This is a genomic window from Streptomyces sp. NPDC006335 (assembly GCF_040612795.1).
Lineage (GTDB): Bacteria > Actinomycetota > Actinomycetes > Streptomycetales > Streptomycetaceae > Streptomyces.
The window spans coordinates 51,972-69,579 of the sequence record NZ_JBEXQX010000010.1; the positions used below are offsets into that span (position 1 = coordinate 51,972).

16 protein-coding genes are annotated in these 17,608 nt (G+C 71.6%); 8 read left to right on the forward strand and 8 right to left on the reverse strand.

All coding sequences use genetic code 11. From position 1 onward, the window contains the following. Positions 1–25 precede the first annotated feature (25 nt). Positions 26–529, forward strand: coding sequence for a PH domain-containing protein (locus tag ABZ098_RS26455; RefSeq protein ID WP_356595150.1), 504 nt, complete (start codon positions 26–28; stop codon positions 527–529). Next, complete coding sequence (locus ABZ098_RS26460) at positions 526–1,869, forward strand: PH domain-containing protein (RefSeq protein WP_356595152.1); 1,344 nt, start codon at positions 526–528, stop codon at positions 1,867–1,869. Before ABZ098_RS26455 ends, ABZ098_RS26460 begins: the two co-directional genes overlap by 4 nt. Before the next feature lie 39 nt (positions 1,870–1,908). Here the strand turns inward: ABZ098_RS26460 and ABZ098_RS26465 are convergent, their stop codons facing one another. Both ABZ098_RS26465 and ABZ098_RS26470 read right to left on the reverse strand, forming a co-directional pair. Further along, positions 1,909–3,339 carry a hypothetical protein gene (locus ABZ098_RS26465; RefSeq protein WP_356595154.1) on the reverse strand — a complete coding sequence of 477 codons (1,431 nt, stop codon included), beginning with the start codon at positions 3,337–3,339 and terminating at the stop codon, positions 1,909–1,911. A gap of 133 nt (positions 3,340–3,472) precedes the next feature. Continuing rightward, the gene (locus ABZ098_RS26470) at positions 3,473–4,621 is read right to left on the reverse strand and encodes an alpha/beta hydrolase-fold protein (RefSeq protein WP_356595156.1); all 1,149 of its coding nucleotides are present in this window, start codon (positions 4,619–4,621) and stop codon (positions 3,473–3,475) included. A 174-nt stretch (positions 4,622–4,795) separates the two neighbouring features. On the opposite strand from ABZ098_RS26470, the gene ABZ098_RS26475 reads away from it, so the two are divergent. The 6 genes from ABZ098_RS26475 to ABZ098_RS26500 all read left to right on the forward strand — a co-directional run bounded on the left by ABZ098_RS26475 (position 4,796) and on the right by ABZ098_RS26500 (position 9,891). Further along, positions 4,796–6,607 carry a phosphatidylglycerol lysyltransferase domain-containing protein gene (locus tag ABZ098_RS26475; RefSeq protein WP_356595158.1) on the forward strand — a complete coding sequence of 604 codons (1,812 nt, stop codon included), beginning with the start codon at positions 4,796–4,798 and terminating at the stop codon, positions 6,605–6,607. Between the two features lie 110 nt (positions 6,608–6,717). Next, positions 6,718–7,623, forward strand: coding sequence for a dihydropteroate synthase (folP, locus tag ABZ098_RS26480; RefSeq protein WP_356595159.1), 906 nt, complete (start codon positions 6,718–6,720; stop codon positions 7,621–7,623). Further along, a complete protein-coding gene (locus ABZ098_RS26485) occupies positions 7,620–8,123 on the forward strand; it encodes a nuclear transport factor 2 family protein (RefSeq protein ID WP_053846691.1) in 504 nt (167 codons plus the stop codon). The genes folP and ABZ098_RS26485 overlap by 4 nt, the downstream gene beginning before the upstream one ends. 246 nt (positions 8,124–8,369) lie before the next feature. Further along, positions 8,370–8,729 carry a dihydroneopterin aldolase gene (gene folB, locus ABZ098_RS26490; protein ID WP_356595161.1) on the forward strand — a complete coding sequence of 120 codons (360 nt, stop codon included), beginning with the start codon at positions 8,370–8,372 and terminating at the stop codon, positions 8,727–8,729. After that, positions 8,726–9,337: a 2-amino-4-hydroxy-6-hydroxymethyldihydropteridine diphosphokinase gene (gene folK, locus ABZ098_RS26495; RefSeq protein ID WP_356595163.1), complete on the forward strand. Its 612-nt coding sequence runs from the start codon at positions 8,726–8,728 to the stop codon at positions 9,335–9,337. Before folB ends, folK begins: the two co-directional genes overlap by 4 nt. 68 nt (positions 9,338–9,405) lie before the next feature. Continuing rightward, complete coding sequence (locus tag ABZ098_RS26500; RefSeq protein ID WP_356595165.1) at positions 9,406–9,891, forward strand: DUF3180 domain-containing protein; 486 nt, start codon at positions 9,406–9,408, stop codon at positions 9,889–9,891. A gap of 12 nt (positions 9,892–9,903) precedes the next feature. On the opposite strand, the gene folE is transcribed toward ABZ098_RS26500, so the two are convergent. The 6 genes from folE to dacB all read right to left on the reverse strand — a co-directional run bounded on the left by folE (position 9,904) and on the right by dacB (position 17,542). After that, a complete protein-coding gene (folE, locus tag ABZ098_RS26505) occupies positions 9,904–10,509 on the reverse strand; it encodes a GTP cyclohydrolase I FolE (protein ID WP_356595167.1) in 606 nt (201 codons plus the stop codon). A gap of 121 nt (positions 10,510–10,630) precedes the next feature. Beyond that, positions 10,631–12,664 carry an ATP-dependent zinc metalloprotease FtsH gene (gene ftsH, locus ABZ098_RS26510; protein WP_356595169.1) on the reverse strand — a complete coding sequence of 678 codons (2,034 nt, stop codon included), beginning with the start codon at positions 12,662–12,664 and terminating at the stop codon, positions 10,631–10,633. A gap of 205 nt (positions 12,665–12,869) precedes the next feature. Beyond that, positions 12,870–13,430, reverse strand: a complete 561-nt coding sequence (gene hpt / locus ABZ098_RS26515; RefSeq protein ID WP_020122574.1) for a hypoxanthine phosphoribosyltransferase — start codon at positions 13,428–13,430, stop codon at positions 12,870–12,872. A gap of 52 nt (positions 13,431–13,482) precedes the next feature. Then, positions 13,483–14,508, reverse strand: a complete 1,026-nt coding sequence (gene tilS / locus ABZ098_RS26520) for a tRNA lysidine(34) synthetase TilS (protein ID WP_356595171.1) — start codon at positions 14,506–14,508, stop codon at positions 13,483–13,485. Between the two features lie 193 nt (positions 14,509–14,701). Further along, the gene (locus tag ABZ098_RS26525; RefSeq protein WP_356595173.1) at positions 14,702–15,838 is read right to left on the reverse strand and encodes a zinc-dependent metalloprotease; all 1,137 of its coding nucleotides are present in this window, start codon (positions 15,836–15,838) and stop codon (positions 14,702–14,704) included. A gap of 66 nt (positions 15,839–15,904) precedes the next feature. Continuing rightward, positions 15,905–17,542 (reverse strand): D-alanyl-D-alanine carboxypeptidase/D-alanyl-D-alanine-endopeptidase, encoded by a 1,638-nt coding sequence (gene dacB, locus ABZ098_RS26530; RefSeq protein ID WP_356595176.1) that lies wholly within the window; start codon positions 17,540–17,542, stop codon positions 15,905–15,907. Positions 17,543–17,608: the final 66 nt, after the last annotated feature.

Genomic DNA, 17,608 nt, shown 5'->3' on the forward strand with positions numbered 1-17,608 from the left:
AGTCTGTCCTACGTACGCTGGCCCCATGGAGACGGGGAGCGGGCAGGACACGGAAGTCGCGGGCGACGAACCGGTGTGGACCGGGCTGCCGCGGGGGCTGCTGCGGATGCGGCGGCTGTTGCTGGTGGTGTGGCTGGGACTGATCGCGGTGGGCCTGGGGCTGCTCCTCGGGCTGCTGTGCGGGCCCCTCTGGGCGGCGTTCGCGCTGCTGCCGCTCGCCCTGGCCGGCTGGGGCTGGGTGATGCTCGGCCGCAACTGGCGCTCCTGGCGCTACGCCGAGCGCGCCGACGACCTGCTGATCAGCCGGGGCGTGCTGTGGCGCGAGGAGACCGTCGTGCCGTACGGCCGGATGCAGCTCGTGGAGGTCACCTCCGGGCCCGTGGAGCGGCACTTCGGGCTGGCCAGCGTCCAGCTCCACACCGCCGCCGCGGCGACCGACGCGACCATCCCGGGCCTCGACCCGGCCGAGGCGGAGCGGCTGCGCGACCGGCTCACCGAGCTCGGCGAGGCCCGATCGGCGGGCCTGTGACGGCGCCGGGCGTCGACGACGCCGTACAGGAGAAGCCGGAGAAGGAGCCCGTCGCCGAGCGGCGGCTGCATCCCATAACGCCGCTCAGGCGGGCGTGGGCGCCGGTCGCCGTCGTCATCGGGTGGGCCGTGCACGACCCCGACCAGGCGCAGCGCCAGCTCACCCGGCTCACGACCACCACCCTGCTGATCGCCCTCGCCGTCGTCGTCCCCGCGGCCGCCCTGTACGGCTTCCTCACCTGGTGGTTCACCCACTTCGCGGTGACCGACACCGAACTGCGCATCCGGACCGGCCTGTTGTTCCGGCGCACCGCGCACATCCGCCTCGAACGCATCCAGGCGATCGACGTCACCCAGCCGCTCCTCGCGCGCGTGGCGGGGGTCGCGAAGCTCCGCCTGGACGTCGTCGGCACCGACAAGAAGGACGAACTGGCCTTCCTCGGGGAGCGCGAGGCGCGGACGCTGCGCGCGGAACTCCTCGCACGCGCCGCCGGGTTCGCCCCCGAGACCGCGCACGAGGTCGGCGAGGCCCCGGCGCGCGAGCTGCTGCGCACGCCTCCACGTGATCTCGCGCTCTCCCTCGTGCTGACGGGCGCCACCTGGATCAGCCTGGTCGCCGCCCTCGTCGTACCGACGCTGCTGTGGTGGGCCACCCACAGCCTGTGGACGGTCCTCGCGACCGCCGTACCGCTGCTCGGCGCGGCGGGGGCGAGCAGCGTGGGGCGGTTCGTCACCGAGTACGACTGGACGGTGGGCGAGTCCCCGGACGGGCTGCGCATCGACCACGGGCTCCTCGACCGCAGCCACGAGACGGTGCCGCCGGGGCGGGTGCAGACCGTACGGATCGTGGAGCCCCTGCTGTGGCGGCGGCGCGACTGGGTGCGGGTCGAGCTGGACGTCGCCGGCTCGTCCAACTCCGTGCTGGTGCCGGTCGCCCCGCGCGAGGTCGCCGAGGCGGTCGTCGCGCGCGTGCTGCCCGGAGTCGTCGTGCCGCCCCTGTCGGCGCTGTCACGGCCCCCGCGGCGGGCCGGGTGGTGCGTGCCCCTGTGGTGGCGCGGCCACGGACTCGCCGTCACCGACGCGGTGTTCGCCTCGCGGCAGGGGCTGCTGCGCCGGAGCCTGGCGCTCGTCCCGCACGCGAAGGTCCAGAGCGTACGGGTCACGCAGGGGCCCTGGGAGCGGCTGTGGCGGGTCGCCGAGGTGCATGTGGACACGGGGGCGAACAAGACCGTCACGGCCCGCCTGAGGGACGCCCAGGAGGCCACGGAGCTGCTCGCGGCGCAGGCCGAGAGGTCGCGGACGGGACGAAAAGGGGCACGGCCCGACCGCTGGATGGTCTGACCGTGCCCGTCGGGGTGCCCGCGCGCACCTGTGCGTCCGTCAGGAGACGGCGCTGCGCAGCCCCTGTACGTCGATCTGCTCCGTCTCGTCGTGGGCCGTCAGGTCGATGACCTGGCCGATGCCCCGCGACTCCTCGTCGGCCGGCTTGAACTCCGCCTCCGCCTCGGCCTTGTGCAGGGCGAGGGCCTCCTGGCCGACGACGTCGGCGAGGTCCTCGTTCTGCACGGCCTCCAGGGCGTCCCGCGAGGCCCCCGACTTCGTGCCGAAGAAGTCGAACCCGCCCTCGACCCGAGGGCGTCGCACGGGAGCCGCGGGCACGACGGCGACCGCGGTCGGCGCGATGAAGTGCCCGGCGGGCTGCTGCTGCGGTGAGGTGGCTCCCGCCGTGGTGGTGGCGGCCGCGTGCTCGTGCCCGTCGGCCGCCTCGGGCTTCCCCCGCGCCTCGTCCTCCTGCGCGGCCTCCGCCTCGGCACCGGCGGTGCTCGCCGCGGCGGAAGCGGCCTGCGTGGGCTGTCCCTTGGGGGCGGCCTCAGCCTTGGGGCCGGACGTGGTCTTGGGGCCGGACGTGGTCTTGGGGCCGGACGTGGTCTTGGAGGCGGCGGCCTTGGGGCCAGCCGTGGGTTCGGGGTCAGCCATGGCCTTGGGGGCAGCCGTGGGTTCGGGGTCAGCCGTGGTTTTGGCTGCGGCCTCGGTCTTCGCCCCGGCCTCGGTCTTCGCCCCGGCCTCGGTCTTCGCAACGGGCTCGGTCTTCGCCCCGGCCTCGGGCGTCGCCCCGGCCCCGGTCTCCGTCCTGACGGCTCCGCCGCCGCCCTCGTCGAGCCGCTTCAGCGCCGCGTTGGCCCGCAGGAACAGCCGGGACCCCTCCGGGGAGAAGATCGCGGGCCGCTCCGGCTCGTCCTCGGAAACGTCCGGAGCGTCCGAAGCGGTCGAAACCTCTGCGGGCTCCACGTCCTCGGCAGCCGCAGCCACGGTCGGCGCGTCGGCCCGCTCCCCCGGCGGCAGCGCGCGCGCCGGGGCGGCCTCTATCTCCAGCAGCCGGCGGCCCTCCAGGGCGCTCGCCCGCTCGGTCTCCGCGGTGGCGTACCGCCGCAGCAGCGCCGCGTGTTCGTTGCGCAGGCCCGCCAGCTCCGTGCGCTTGGCCCGCAGCCGCTGCTCCAGCTTGACGCGCAGCTCGCGCGACTCCTCGAGGTCGCTCTCGAGTTCGGCGACCCGCTCCTCGTGCCGCCACTCGTCGCTCGCACGCGCGCGCGTGAGGTCGGCGACCTGCTTGCCCGCCTGCGCGTCCCACCGGCGCATGACGGCCGCCCCGACGACTGCGACCGCCGCGGCGAAGGCGGCTATCACGCGCAGCACGGCCTGCTGCGAGAACACCCAGGGCCCGAAGGCGCAGACGAGGGAGACGCCTGCGATCGCCGACGGAGGCAGCAGCCTGTGCAAAGGCGGGGAATGGCGGTGACGTCCACGTGGCATGGCCAGAAACTTACCGCGCGTAGGCGAACGATGGTGCCCCGCCCCGTAAAAACACAGCCACGCCTCGGCCTTCACACGACATCAGGAATCGGGACCGCCGCCGAATTCGGCGCATTGATCACTCCTTGATCGCTCATTGATCGCTGACCTGTCGCTCATCGCCGCCGAGCCGCCCGCTGACCCACTCCAAGGTCGCCGGGATCTCCCGCCGCCAGGTGTTGAAGTTGTGCCCGCCGCTTTCGAGGATGATCGACGAGATACGTGTCGTTCCCATCGCCTTCACCCGCTCTATGAACTTCAACGTGTCCTTGTAGTTCGACTCGCCCACCTTGCTGCTGCTGACGAGCAGTGAGGTGTCGGGCGCGGGCAGGTGTTTGAGGCACCACCAGAGGTTGGCGCGGCCCCGGAGCGTCTTGTCGCCCTGGAAGAGGTCGCCCGTGGTCGCGTCGACGGGGGCGTTGTAGTACGGCGACAGGCCCGCCCCGGCGGCGTACACCTTGGGGTGGTGCATGGCGAGCTTCAGCGCGCAGTAGCCGCCCGTGGAGTCCCCGATGATCCCCCAGCTCCCCGGTTTCCTGCCGACCCGGTAGTGCTCGGTCACCGCTTCCGGAAGGTCCTTCGCGAAGAACGACTCGGTCTGCGGGCCGTTCGGAACGTCCGCGCACTCGGTGTCGCGCGGCGGCGCCACCGTCGGCCGCAGCATCACCAGGATCATCGGCTGCATACGCCCGTCCTTGGTGAGTTCCAGAGCCGTGCGCGGATAGTGGAGTTTGTCCACCAGTGCTCTCGCGGTGCCCGGATAACCGGTGAGCACGACCGCCGCCGGGAACGTCCGCTTCTGATAGCGCGCCTGGAAATACTCCGGCGGCAGATAGACGTACGCGGGACTCGCGATGTGGCTCGTGGGACCGACGATGTCGACCTTCTGGACCTGCCCGACCGACGACGGCCGAAAGCCGACCCTGCCGGGCACGTCCCCGACCTCGGTCACCCTCAGGGGCCCGCTCGACCGCTTGCCCGGGGTGTGGTCGACCACCACGCCCATGTCGGTCTCCCGGCCGAACAGGTCGGCCCAGGAGGCGTAGAACCCGAAGGCCTGGTTGGCGGCGAGTCCCACCGACACGAAGATCAGGAGCTGCGTCGCGAACAGCAGCCCTATACGGCCGCTGACGGGCCGCCAGCCCCGGCGCGCCAACCGTGGCCAGAGCCACACCGTGCCGGCGAAGACGGCCAGGGCGGCCAGGACCGCCAGCACCAGCGTGACGTTGCTCGTGAGACCCATTGCTTGCTTTCGCTTTCCTCGGCCTTTGAAACGGCTTTGAGGAGCTGAGTGAACCTCTCCTCACCAGACACCGTCCTAGAGGGCGCAATGTCGCCGGATGCCCGAATGAAGGCTCCGGATCCAAGGTCACTCGCAGAACCACGGGATGCGATGTCTGTCAGGACAGATGAGGAAATGTCGGGCGGGGTTCCGATCCGATCAACACGGCTGCGGCGTGCACTGCACGGGCCGCGCCCCGAGGCCGTACCCGTCCTCGTCGCCAGAGCCTGCACGCTCGTGGGTCTGCTGGACATCGCCGCCGGCGTCTTCCCACGCTTCCGGCACAGCCGTATGCACACCATGGCGGAGGTGCTGCCCGGCGCGCTGGGCCCGTTCGCGGCCGCGCTCTCGCTCAGCGCCGGTGTGCTGTTGCTGCTGCTGGCCCACGGCCTCAGGCGCCACAAGCGCCGGGCCTGGCGGGCGGCCGTGGTCCTGCTGCCGGCGGGCGCGCTGGCGCAGTTCACGTACCGGCACTCCCTGGTCGGGGCGGCCATCTCGCTCGCCCTGCTCGCGCCGCTGCTGCGCCACCGCGACCAGTTCAGGGCGCTGCCCGACCCGCGCAGCCGCTGGCGCGCGCTCGCCAACTTCGTCCTCATGGGCGCCGGTTCCCTCTTCCTCGGGCTGATCATCGTCAGCGTCCACCCGAACCGCATGGTCGGCGACCCGAGCCTGGCCGATCGCATCACGCACGTCCTGTACGGCCTCTTCGGCTTCGAGGGCCCCGTCGACTACCAGGGCGACACCTCGTGGACCGTCGGAGCCTCCCTGGGCGCCCTGGGCCTGCTCACCGCCATCACCACGATCTACCTCGCCTTCCGGCCCGAGCACCCGGCCGCCCACCTCACGGAGGAGGACGAGAGCCGTCTGCGGGCCCTGCTGGCCAAGCACGGCGGCCGCGACTCCCTCGGCCACTTCGCGCTGCGCCGCGACAAGGCCGTCGTCTTCTCCCCCAGCGGCAAGGCGGCGGTGACCTACCGCGTCGTCTCCGGTGTGATGCTCGCCAGCGGCGACCCGATCGGCGACGTGGAGGCCTGGCCGGGCGCCATCGAGCGCTTCATGGACGAGGCCAAGGCGCACTCCTGGACGCCCGCCGTCATGGGCTGCTCGGAGACCGGCGGGGAGGTCTGGACCCGGGAGACCGGCCTGGACGCCCTCGAACTCGGCGACGAGGCGGTGGTGGACGTCGCGGATTTCTCGCTCGCCGGCCGCGCGATGCGCAACGTCCGCCAGATGGTCAAGCGCATCGAGCGGGCCGGTTACGAGACCCGGGTACGGCGCGTCCGTGACCTCGGGGAGACCGAGCTGGAGCGCATCCGGCAGGCCGCCGACGACTGGCGCGGCACCGACACCGAGCGCGGCTTCTCGATGGCCCTGGGCCGCATCGGGGACCTCGCCGACGGCGACTGCCTCATCGCCACCGCCCACAAGGCGGACGACCAGCCCGGCCCGTACGGCGACCTCAAGGCGATCCTGCACTTCGTGCCCTGGGGCACCGACGGGGCCTCCCTCGACCTCATGCGACGGGACCGGTCCGCCGACCCCGGCATGAACGAACTGCTCATCGTGGCGGCCCTCCAGGCGGCCCCGAAGCTCGGCATCACGCGCATGTCGCTGAACTTCGCCATGTTCCGCTCCGCGCTCGCCCGCGGCGAGAAGATCGGCGCGGGACCGGTGCTGCGCGCCTGGCGCGGCCTGCTGGTCTTCCTGTCCCGCTGGTTCCAGATCGAGTCCCTGTACAAGTTCAACGCGAAGTTCCAGCCCCGCTGGGAGCCCCGCTTCGTCGTCTACCGGGCCTCCGGCGACCTCCCGCGCATCGGCTTCGCCGCCATGCAGGCCGAGGGCTTCGTCAACCTCGCCCTCCCGCTGCCGCGCTTCCTGCGCCGCCGCTCGCACACCGCACGCGTGTGTGCCCACGCGGTCGGAGAGCGGGACGTAAGAGCGGCGTGACCGGCCACCCCGGGACCGGCCCGGACGGAAGCCCCACCCCTCCTCCAGCCCGGGGGCTTCCGTCCGGGCCGTGCGATACCGCGGCTCCACGCTGGGCCTAGGCTGAACGCATGAGCAAGCAGAGCGGACGCGGGCGCGTCGCCGGCCTCCCCCCATGGGACCGCTGCGCGGTCATGGGAGTCGTGAACGTCACCCCCGACTCCTTCTCCGACGGCGGCCGCTGGTTCGACACGACGGCCGCCGTCAAGCACGGCCTCACCCTCGTGGAGGAGGGCGCCGACCTCGTCGACGTCGGCGGTGAGTCCACCCGTCCCGGCGCCACCCGCGTCGACGAGGACGAAGAGCTGCGACGCGTCATCCCCGTCGTCCGCGGCCTCGCCTCCGAGGGCGTGCCCGTCTCCGTCGACACCATGCGCGCCTCCGTCGCCGCCCAGGCCCTCGCCGCCGGCGCGGCGCTCGTCAACGACGTCAGCGGCGGCCTCGCCGACCCCGCGATGATCCCGGTCGTCGCCGACGCGGGCGCCCCCTTCGTCGTCATGCACTGGCGCGGCTTCCTGGAGGGCGGCAACGTCAGGGGCGTCTACGCCGACGTCGTCGCCGAGGTCGTCGACGAACTCCACGCGCGCGTGGACGCCGTCCTCGCGGGCGGCATCGCCCCCGACCGCGTGGTCGTCGACCCGGGCCTCGGCTTCTCCAAGGACGCCGAGCACGACCTCGTGCTCCTCTCCCACCTCGACCGCCTCCTCGGCCTCGGCCACCCCCTTCTGGTCGCCGCCTCCCGCAAGCGCTTCCTCGGCCGGGTCCTCGCCGGCCCGGAGGGCGCCCCGCCGCCCGCGCGCGAGCGCGACGCCGCCACGGCCGCCGTCTCGGCCCTCGCCGCGCACGCCGGCGCGTGGGCGGTGCGCGTGCACGAGGTACGCGCCACGGCCGACGCGGTACGGGTCGCCCGCGCCGTGGAAGGGGCGCGCGCCGACAGCGCGCGCACCGCGGACAACGGCGCGGAAGGAGCCCGGTGAGCGCCCCGCACACCGACGTGGAGCAGGTGGAAGCCGCCAACACCGCCTTCTACGAGGCACTGGAGCGCGGCGACTTCGAGGAGCTGTCCTCGCTCTGGCTCACCCCGGCCGACCTGGGGGTCGACGAGACCTACCACGACCCGGCGGATGTCGGCGTGGTCTCCTGCGTGCACCCCGGCTGGCCCGTGCTGACCGGGCGCGGCGAGGTCCTGAGGTCGTACGCGCTGATCATGGCGAACACGGACTACATCCAGTTCTTCCTCACCGACGTGCACGTCTCCGTCACCGGCGACACCGCCCTGGTGACCTGCACCGAGAACATCCTCAGCGGCGGCCCGGCGCCCGAGGGCGGCGAGGAGCTGGGCCCGCTCGTCGGCCAGCTCGTGGTCGCCACGAACGTGTTCCGCCGCACCTCCGAGGGCTGGAAGCTGTGGTCCCACCACGCCTCCCCGGTGCTGGCCGAGAACGGCGAGGACGAGGACGAGGAAACCCCGTCCTGAACCCGACGGGACCCGACGGGACCAATACGTGGTTGGAATCACGAACCCCTGGGTATGGGCGGCTACCAACCCGTGAGCCGCCGGGTTCCCCAGGGGAAACACACGGTGAAACCTCCTGGACCCGGCACCGGACGCGCCCCCGCGGCCCGGCCCTGTCAGTGCTCGCAGGTAGATTCGTTCGAGGCCGGGGTACCGCCCGCACACGGTACGGACCGGCCGTCACCGACGATTGCAGGAGTGATTCGCGTGGATCGTGTCGCGCTGCGCGGCCTGAAGGCCCGCGGGCACCACGGTGTGTTCCCCGAGGAGCGCCGGGAGGGCCAGACCTTCGTCGTGGACCTCGTCCTCGGACTGGACACCCGGCCGGCCGCCGCCGACGACGACCTGACGAAGACCGTGCACTACGGCGTCGTGGCGGAGGAGGTCGTGGCCGTCGTCGAGGGCGAGCCCGTCGACCTCGTCGAGACGCTCGCCGAGCGCATCGCCCAGGTCTGTCTGAAGCACGAACGGGTAGAGGAGGTCGAGGTCAGGGTCCACAAACCCGACGCACCGATCACCGTGCCCTTCGACGACGTGACCGTCACCATCACCCGGAGCCGAGTATGACCGCGTCCTTCGCCGCGGGTCCGAGCGACCCGACCGTACAGCCGGTGCCCGCCTCGGTCGTGCAGCAGGTGGACGCCGCCGACACCACCCTCCACAACCCCATGCGGGCCGTGCTCTCCCTAGGTTCCAACCTCGGCAACCGTCTGGAGACCCTCCAGGGGGCCGTCGACGCCCTGGAGGACACGCCCGGAGTCCGCGTCAAGGCCGTCTCCCCGGTCTACGAGACGGAGCCGTGGGGCGTGGCCGCCGACAGCCAGCCCTCGTACTTCAACGCGGTCGTCGTGCTGAAGACCACGCTCCCCCCGTCCTCCCTGCTGGAGCGGGCGCACGCGGTCGAGGAGGCCTTCAACCGGGTGCGGGACGAGCGCTGGGGCCCGCGCACCCTCGACGTCGACATCGTCACGTACGCCGAGGTGGTCTCCGACGACCCGGTCCTCACCCTGCCGCACCCTCGCGCCCACGAGCGCGCGTTCGTGCTCGTCCCCTGGCACGACGTGGAGCCCGAGGCCCAGCTGCCCGGCCGCGGCCCGGTCGCAGCTCTCCTCGACACCGTCGCGCGAGACGGCGTGGAGCCCCGCAAGGACCTGGAACTCCGGCTGCCCGAATAGCCGTTAAGGTCAACACGACCACTGTCCGTGGGACCGCCCAAGGACCTCGGGGGAGCTGAAGGGGCACCGTGAGAGAGCTGCGCATCAGGCTGCTGGCCGGCGTGTTCGCCGTCGCCGGGATCCTGTCCTGGGCGGGCGCCCGCCTGTGGAACTCGATCGGGACCCTGCCCAGCGTCCCGCTGGCCGCCCCCATCGTGCTGGCCCTGATCGCCGTGGTCCTCGTGGCCACGGCGCTCTCCCTGCGCGCCCGCCTCAAGGCGCAGCGCGAGCGCGTCCCCGAGGCGAAGGGCGTCGACCCCCTCATGGCGGCCCGCGCGGTCGTCTTCGGCCAGGCCAGCGCCCTGGTGGCCGCCCTCGTCTCCGGCATGTACGGCGGCACCGGCGTCTTCCTCCTGGAGTCCCTCGACATCCCCGCCCGCCGCGACCAGGCCATCTACGCCGGCTTCTCGGTCCTCGCGGGCATCGCGGTGATAGCGGCGGCGATCTTCCTGGAGCGGGTGTGCAAACTCCCGGAGGACGACGACCGCGGCTCCGGGGCTACGTCGACCGCGTGACGAAGCGCGGCGTCAACGCGCCATGATCAGGCTCATCGCCTCGTTCCGCGTCGCCGCGTCCCGCAGCTGACCGCGTACGGCCGAGGTGAGCGTCTTGGCGCCGGGCTTGCGGATCCCCCGCATCGACATGCACATGTGCTCGCACTCCACGACGACGATCACACCGCGCGGCTCCAGGATCTCCATCAGGGAGTCCGCGATCTGCGTGGTGAGCCGTTCCTGCACCTGCGGCCTACGGGCGTAGACGTCCACGAGCCGGGCCAGCTTGGACAGCCCCGTGATCTTGCCGGTGGTGGCCGGAATGTATCCGACGTGGGCGACACCCCGGAACGGCACGAGATGGTGCTCACAGGTCGAGTACACCTCGATGTCCTTCACGAGCACCATCTCGTCGTGCCCGATGTCGAACGTCGTGGTCAGCACGTCCTGGGGCCTCTGCCACAGCCCCGCGAATATCTCCTTGTACGCCCGCGCCACCCGCCCCGGCGTCTCCCGGAGCCCCTCGCGGTCCGGGTCCTCGCCGACCGCGATCAGGAGCTCACGTACGGCGTTCTCGGCGCGCTTCTCGTCGAACTCGCCGATGGAGCCCTCGCCGTCCAGCGTCACGCGGTCGGTCATCTGGTGCCTCGTTCCTAGAGTCCTCACGGCCGAAAAATGCCGCGGCCCCCCAGGCTAGAACCTGGGGGGCGCGGCATCCATTCCGGGCCCGGTGAGGTCACCGGCGCGGGACGGGTGAGCGTCAGCTCTCGGGGCGCTCCTCGGGAACGGCATCCGTGGCCTGCTCCGACGCGGTGGCCTTGGCGGTGGTGATCGCCGGGGTCGCGCCGTTGGCGCCGTTCGTCAGTGCGAGCTCCTTGGGGGAGAGCACCGGCGGACGGGTGGACGGCGTGCGGCGGGAGGAGCCGGTCCAGGCAGGGCGCGGGGGACGCTTGACGATGGGAGCGAAGATCTCGGCGATCTGCTCCTTGTTCAGCGTCTCCTTCTCCAGCAGCTGGAGCACCAGCTGATCGAGGACGTCGCGGTTCTCGACCAGGATCTCCCAGGCCTCGTTGTGCGCGGTCTCGATGAGCTTCTTGACCTCTTCGTCGACCAGCGCGGCGACCTCTTCCGAGTAGTCGCGCGGGTGCGACATCTCACGCCCGAGGAACGGCTCGGTGTTGTCGCCACCGAACTTGATGGCGCCCAGACGCTCGGTCATGCCGTACTGGGTGACCATCGCGCGGGCCGTCGCCGTGGCCTTCTCGATGTCGTTCGCGGCGCCGGTGGTCGGGTCGTGGAAGACCAGTTCCTCGGCGGCGCGACCGCCCAGCATGTAGGCGAGCTGGTCGAGCATCTCGTTGCGGGTGGTCGAGTACTTGTCCTCGTCCGGCAGGACCATGGTGTAGCCAAGGGCACGGCCTCGGGAGAGGATCGTGATCTTGTGCACCGGGTCGGAGTTCGGGGAGGCCGCCGCGACCAGGGCGTGTCCGCCCTCGTGGTACGCGGTGATCTTCTTCTCCTTGTCCGACATGATCCGGGTCCGCTTCTGCGGGCCCGCCACCACGCGGTCGATCGCCTCGTCCAGCATCGAGTTGTCGATCAGCTTCTTGTCGCTGCGGGCGGTGAGCAGGGCGGCCTCGTTGAGGACGTTGCTCAGGTCCGCGCCGGTGAAGCCCGGCGTGCGACGCGCGACGGCCGACAGGTCGACGTCGGGCGCGACCGGCTTGCCCTTCTGGTGGACCTTGAGGATCTCCAGACGGCCCTGCATGTCCGGGCGGTCGACCGCGATCTGGCGGTCGAAGCGGCCGGGGCGCAGGAGGGCCGGGTCGAGGATGTCGGGCCGGTTCGTCGCGGCGATGAGGATCACACCGCCCTTGACGTCGAAGCCGTCCATCTCGACGAGCAGCTGGTTCAGCGTCTGCTCGCGCTCGTCGTGACCGCCGCCGAGGCCGGCGCCGCGGTGGCGGCCGACCGCGTCGATCTCGTCGACGAAGACGATCGCCGGGGCGTTCGCCTTGGCCTGCTCGAACAGGTCACGGACTCGGGAGGCACCGACACCGACGAACATCTCGACGAAGTCGGAACCGGAGATCGAGTAGAACGGCACGCCGGCCTCGCCCGCGACGGCGCGCGCGAGCAGGGTCTTGCCGGTGCCGGGGGGGCCGTACAGCAGTACGCCCTTGGGGATCTTGGCCCCGACGGCCTGGAACTTCGCCGGTTCCTGGAGGAACTCCTTGATCTCCTGGAGCTCCTCGACGGCCTCGTCCGAGCCGGCGACGTCCGAGAACGTCGTCTTCGGGGTGTCCTTGGTGATGAGCTTCGCCTTGGACTTCCCGAAGTTCATGACCCGGGAGCCGCCGCCCTGCATCTGATTCATCAGGAACAGGAAGACGACCACGATGAGGACGAAGGGGAGCAGGGAGAGCAGGATCCCGACGAAGGCGTTCTGCTTCGTCGGAGAGACGGTGTACCCGTCGGGGATCTGCTTGTCCTGGTACTTGTTCTGCAGCACGGTGGCGAGGTCACGGCCCTGGTCGCCGATGTAGCTCGCCTGGATCTTCGAGCTGCCCTCGACCTTTTCGCCGTCCTTGAGCTGCACCTTGATGGTGTTCTCGTCGCCGGTGGTCAGTTTCGCTGATTCGGCCTTGTTGTCATTGATCGCCTGGACGACCTGGCCGGTGTCCACCGTCTTGTAGCCACCGGACGAGCCGACGACCTGCATCAACACGACCACGGCAAGGACGGCCAGCACGATCCACATGACCGGCCCACGGAAGTATCGCTTCACGTCCATCCATACGGAGCGGTGCCGCCCCGTCCCTCCTGCCATAGTGAGTTTGATAAGACAGTTCTTCTGACGGTACCCCAGCATCGTCGACCGAAGCCGCACGGGAGGGCTGGCAGACCCGTCTGCATGCTCCAACGGCGCGAAACCCGCGAGGGTTCCCGTTCGCCCTACAAAGACGGCTCTGTTGGCTCAGCGGACGCCGCAGCCACCTTCAGCCGCCGTAGACGTGGGGCGCGAGCGTACCGACGAACGGGAGGTTGCGGTACTTCTCGGCGTAGTCGAGACCGTAGCCGACGACGAACTCGTTGGGGATGTCGAAGCCGACCCACTCGACGTCGATGGCGACCTTGGCGGCGTCCGGCTTGCGCAGCAGGGTGCACACCTTCAGCGACTCCGGCTCGCGCGAGCCGAGGTTGGACAGCAGCCACGACAGGGTCAGGCCGGAGTCGATGATGTCCTCGACGATCAGGACGTGCCGGCCCTTGATGTCGGTGTCGAGGTCCTTGAGGATCCGCACCACGCCGGAGGACTGGGTGCCCGCGCCGTAGGACGACACGGCCATCCAGTCCATGGTGACGGGGGTGGACAGCGCCCGGGCGAGATCGGCCATGACCATCACCGCGCCCTTGAGGACGCCGACGATCAGCAGGTCCTTGCCCGCGTACTCCGCGTCGATCTTCGCGGCGAGCTCCACGAGCTTCGCGTCGATCTCTTCCTTGGTGATGAGTACCTCTTTGAGGTCGGCACCCATGTCTTTCGCGTCCACCCGCATCACTTTCGGTCGTCCCACGAGCCGCCCGTCGCCCCCCGGAGGGAGCGGGGACTCAGCCTTGCCGAATCACCAGTCTGCCACCCTGCCGCTGGGCGACGACCTTGCCGGGGAGATTGATGGCTCCCTGGCCGCGCCAACCGGTGATCAGCCGGTCGACTTCCTCGATGTGGCGGGCGAACAGCGATCCGGCCGGGGCGCCCGCCTCGATGGCCGCCTGGCGCAGGATGCGGCGGCGCACGGCGGGCGGCAGCGCGTAGAGCTTGGCGCACTCCAGGAGGCCGGCCGCGTCCCGTACGGAGGCCTCGGCCTGGCGGGCCCAGGAGTCGAGGGCGTCGGCGTCGTCGCGGGAGAGCTGGGCCGTGCGCGCGAGGGCCTCGACGACTCCTTTGCCGAGGGCCTTCTCCAGGGCGGGCAGACCTTCGTGGCGCAGCCGGGAGCGTGTGTAGGCGGGGTCGGTGTTGTGCGGGTCGTCCCACACGGGCAGGGACTGGACCATGCAGGCCTTGCGGGCGGTCTGCCGGTCGAGTCCCAGGAAGGGGCGCCGGTAACGGCCGTCGGCCCCCGAGACCGCGGCCATGCCGGACAGGGAGCGGATGCCGGAGCCGCGGGCGAGGCCGAGCAGGACGGTTTCGGCCTGGTCGTCGCGGGTGTGGCCGAGCAGGACGGCGATCGCGCCGTGGCGTTCGGCCGCGGCGTCGAGGGCGGCGTAGCGGGCGTCACGCGCGGCGGCCTCGGGTCCGCCTTCGCGGCCCACGGTCACGGCGGTGGACTCGACGGGGTCCAGGCCGAGTTCGCGCAGCCTGAGGACGACTTCCTCGGCGCGCAGGTCGGAGCCGGGCTGGAGGCCGTGGTCGACGGTGACGCCGCCGGCGCGGAGGCCGAGTCTGGGGGCCTCGAAGGCGAGGGCGGAGGCGAGGGCCATGGAGTCGGCACCGCCGGAGCAGGCCACGAGGACGAGCGGCGAGGGCGGCCGCTCGTGCGGACGCTGCTCGGTGGAAGCGTGGTGGTCGGTGAGGAGGTCGTGGAGGACGCGGCGGACCGCCAGGCGTATCGCCGCGACCGCAGGATGGGGACCCATGTCCGGTTCCCTTCATGAAGTTTTCGGGGGGTGAGCCCGAGGTTCGGTCACTCAGAGTGTGTAGATGGTGACAGAACCGGGCCGTTCCCCGAGCATTGCACGCCTACCCATGGCTCACGGTCCCTCGGACGGGTGATTGAAGGGGCGTTCGCCTGCCGTCGGCCGGATTCCTCTCACGACGTCCGCACGTGGTTCACGACTCGGCCTTGCGGTGCACCCGCGCGACCCAGTCCGCCGGTTTGGCGATCTCGGACTTGGTCGGGAGGGTGTTCGGGGAGGTCCACACGCGGTTGAAGCCGTCCATGCCGACCTGGTCGACGACGGCCCGCACGAAGCGTTCGCCGTCGCGGTACTGGCGGAGCTTGGCGTCCAGGCCGAGCAGCTTGCGCAGGGCCATGTCCAGGCGGGAGGCGCCCTTGGCCCGCCGTTGCTGGAACTTCTCGCGGATCTCGGCGACGCTCGGCACGACGGCCGGGCCCACTCCGTCCATGACGAAGTCGGCGTGGCCCTCCAGGAGGGACATCACGGCGGTGAGGCGGGCGAGGATCTCCCGCTGGGCCGGCGTCTGCACGATCTCCACGAGCGAGCGCCCGCCGTCGTCGTCCTCCTCGCCCTCGGGCCGACCGCCGGCCAGCGACTGGGCGGCCTCCCGGATGCGCTCCAGGACGGTCATGGGGTCGACCTCGGTCTCCCCCAGGAACGACTGGATCTCGCCCTCCAGGTGGTCGCGCAGCCAGGGCACGGCCGTGAACTGGGTGCGGTGGGTCTCCTCGTGCAGACACACCCACAGGCGGAAGTCGTGGGGCTGGACGTCGAGTTCGCGCTCGACGTGGACGATGTTGGGGGCGACGAGGAGGAGTCGGCCGCCGCCGTTCTCCCCCGCGGGCAGTTCGCGGGTGGCCGGGGCGAAGGTCTCGTACTGGCCGAGGACGCGGGACGACAGGAACGACAGCAGCATCCCGAGTTCGACGCCGGTCACCTTGCCGCCGACGGCGCCGAGGACCGCGCCGCCGGGGGTGTTGCCGCGCCGCTCCTGCATCTTCTCCAGGAGGGGTTTGAGGAGTTCCCGGAACCCGGCGACGTTCGCCCGGACCCAGCCGGGACGGTCGACCACCAGTACGGGAGTGTCGTGGACGCCTTCCGTCCCCATCCGGGTGAAGCCGCGGACGTGTTCCTCCGAGGCCTTGGCGTGCCGGCGCAGCTCCGCGACGACGGCCCGGGCCTCCTCGCGGCTCACCTCGGGGCCCGGCCGTACGAGCCGGGTCGCGGTCGCCACCGCGAGATTCCAGTCGACCATCTGAGAAGAAGCCGCACCACCGATGCTCGTCATGCGTCAACCGTACGTGAGCCCTCCCGCTTGGGGCAGGCCGCGCGGGAGGGCAACGCGCACGCGTGGTCAGCCGCAGCCGCAGGCGGCCAGCGCCGTGGCCGTGCGGTCGAGCGCGCTCTGGGCCGCCGCCGGGTCCGTCGTGTCCGAGGCCAGGAACGCGAAGGCCAGCAGCCGCCCGTCCTGGTCGACGACCGTCCCGGCCAGGGTGTTCACCCCGGTCAGGGTGCCCGTCTTGGCCCGTACGACGCCGGCCGCGCCGTCGGTGTAACGGCTGGTCAGGGTTCCGGTGAAGCCGGCCACCGGGAGGCCGGTGAGGACGGGGCGCAGGTCCGGCCGGTCCGGGTCGCCGGCCTTCACCAGCAGGGCGGTCAGCAGGTTCGCCGTGAGCCGGTCGGCACGGTTCAGTCCGCTGCCGTCGTGGAAGTCGGCGCCGGCGAGCGGGAGTCCGAGCTTCTTCAACTGCGCACGGATCGCGTCGCCGCCGCCCTCGAAGTCGGCGCGTTGCTCGTCCGCCAGGGCGGTCTGGCGGGCGAGGGCCTCGGCGATGTCGTTGTCGCTGTTGGTCAGCATGCGTTCGACCAGGGCGGACAGGGGCGGTGAGAAGACCTCGGCGAGGTTCTGGGCGCGGCCGGTCGCCTTGGAGGGGCCGGGGGACGTCGTCTTGATGCCGTCGGCCGCGAGGAACCGGGCGAAGGTCCGGGTCGCGTCCGCCGCCGGGTCGCTCACGCGCGCGACGGGGCCGCTCGAGGAGTCGTCGGTGCGGGCCTCGTCCACCATCAGGGCGCTGACGGGGGCCAGGTTGTCGTTGACCCCGATCGGGTGGATCTCGGGGCCCGCGTAGAGGGTCTTGTCGTAGGAGAGCGTGACGGCCTTGATGTCGCGCTTCTTGAGGGCCGCGGCGGTCTCCCGGGCCAGCTCGCGCAGGCTCGCCCAGCCGGCGGTGTCCTGGCGGGCGGTGAGGGTGGGGTCGCCGCCGCCGACGAGGACGAGCTCCTTGGTGTCGGGCTCCAGGGCCGTGCGCGTGGTGAGGCGGTGGTCGGCGCCGAGGGCGGACAGGGCGGCGACGGCGGTGGCGATCTTCGTGGTGGAGGCGGGGGTCAGCGCGGTGTCGGCGCCCGCGCCGTAGAGCCGCTTGCCGCTGGCGACGTCCACGACGGCCGCGGTGTGGCGGGTGCCGAGCGAGGAGTTGCCGAGGAGCGGTCCGAGGACGGTGGCCAGGGCTTTGCCGGTGGGCGCGGACTTCACCGTGGCGGTCCCGCCGCCGAGTGCGGTGAGCACGGACGCGGCGCTCGGTGCGGGACGCGGTGCGGCGTCCGCCGTACCGGAACCGCCTTCGTGATCTGTGCCACCCGTCCGCTCGAGGGCGACCGCCCGGTCCCGCTCGGCCGTACGCTGACCCGAGGAGTCCCACGGACCGGCGGCGGTCGCCACGGTGGCGGCCAGCGCCAGACCGGCGCCGGCGGCGCCGGCGGTGTACTGCCAGGTCCTGACGGTCTTCGGCCGGGACATCCCGGCCAGCCGTGTGACCTGCGGCTTCACGGCGTCGGCGGTCCGTTGCAGATACGGCCGTACGGTGTCCGTGGCCCGGGTCAGTCCTGGACGTACGGCGTCCGCGGCGCGTGCCAGACGCGGTCGTACGGCGTGCGCGACCCGCACCACATGCGGTCTCGCGGCCCGCCAAGGCCTCAGTTCAGGCACGACCAACAGCCCCTTTCGCGATCACACACCTGCGTGAGGGACACTTAACCACCAGAACTATGTGTTGATCAT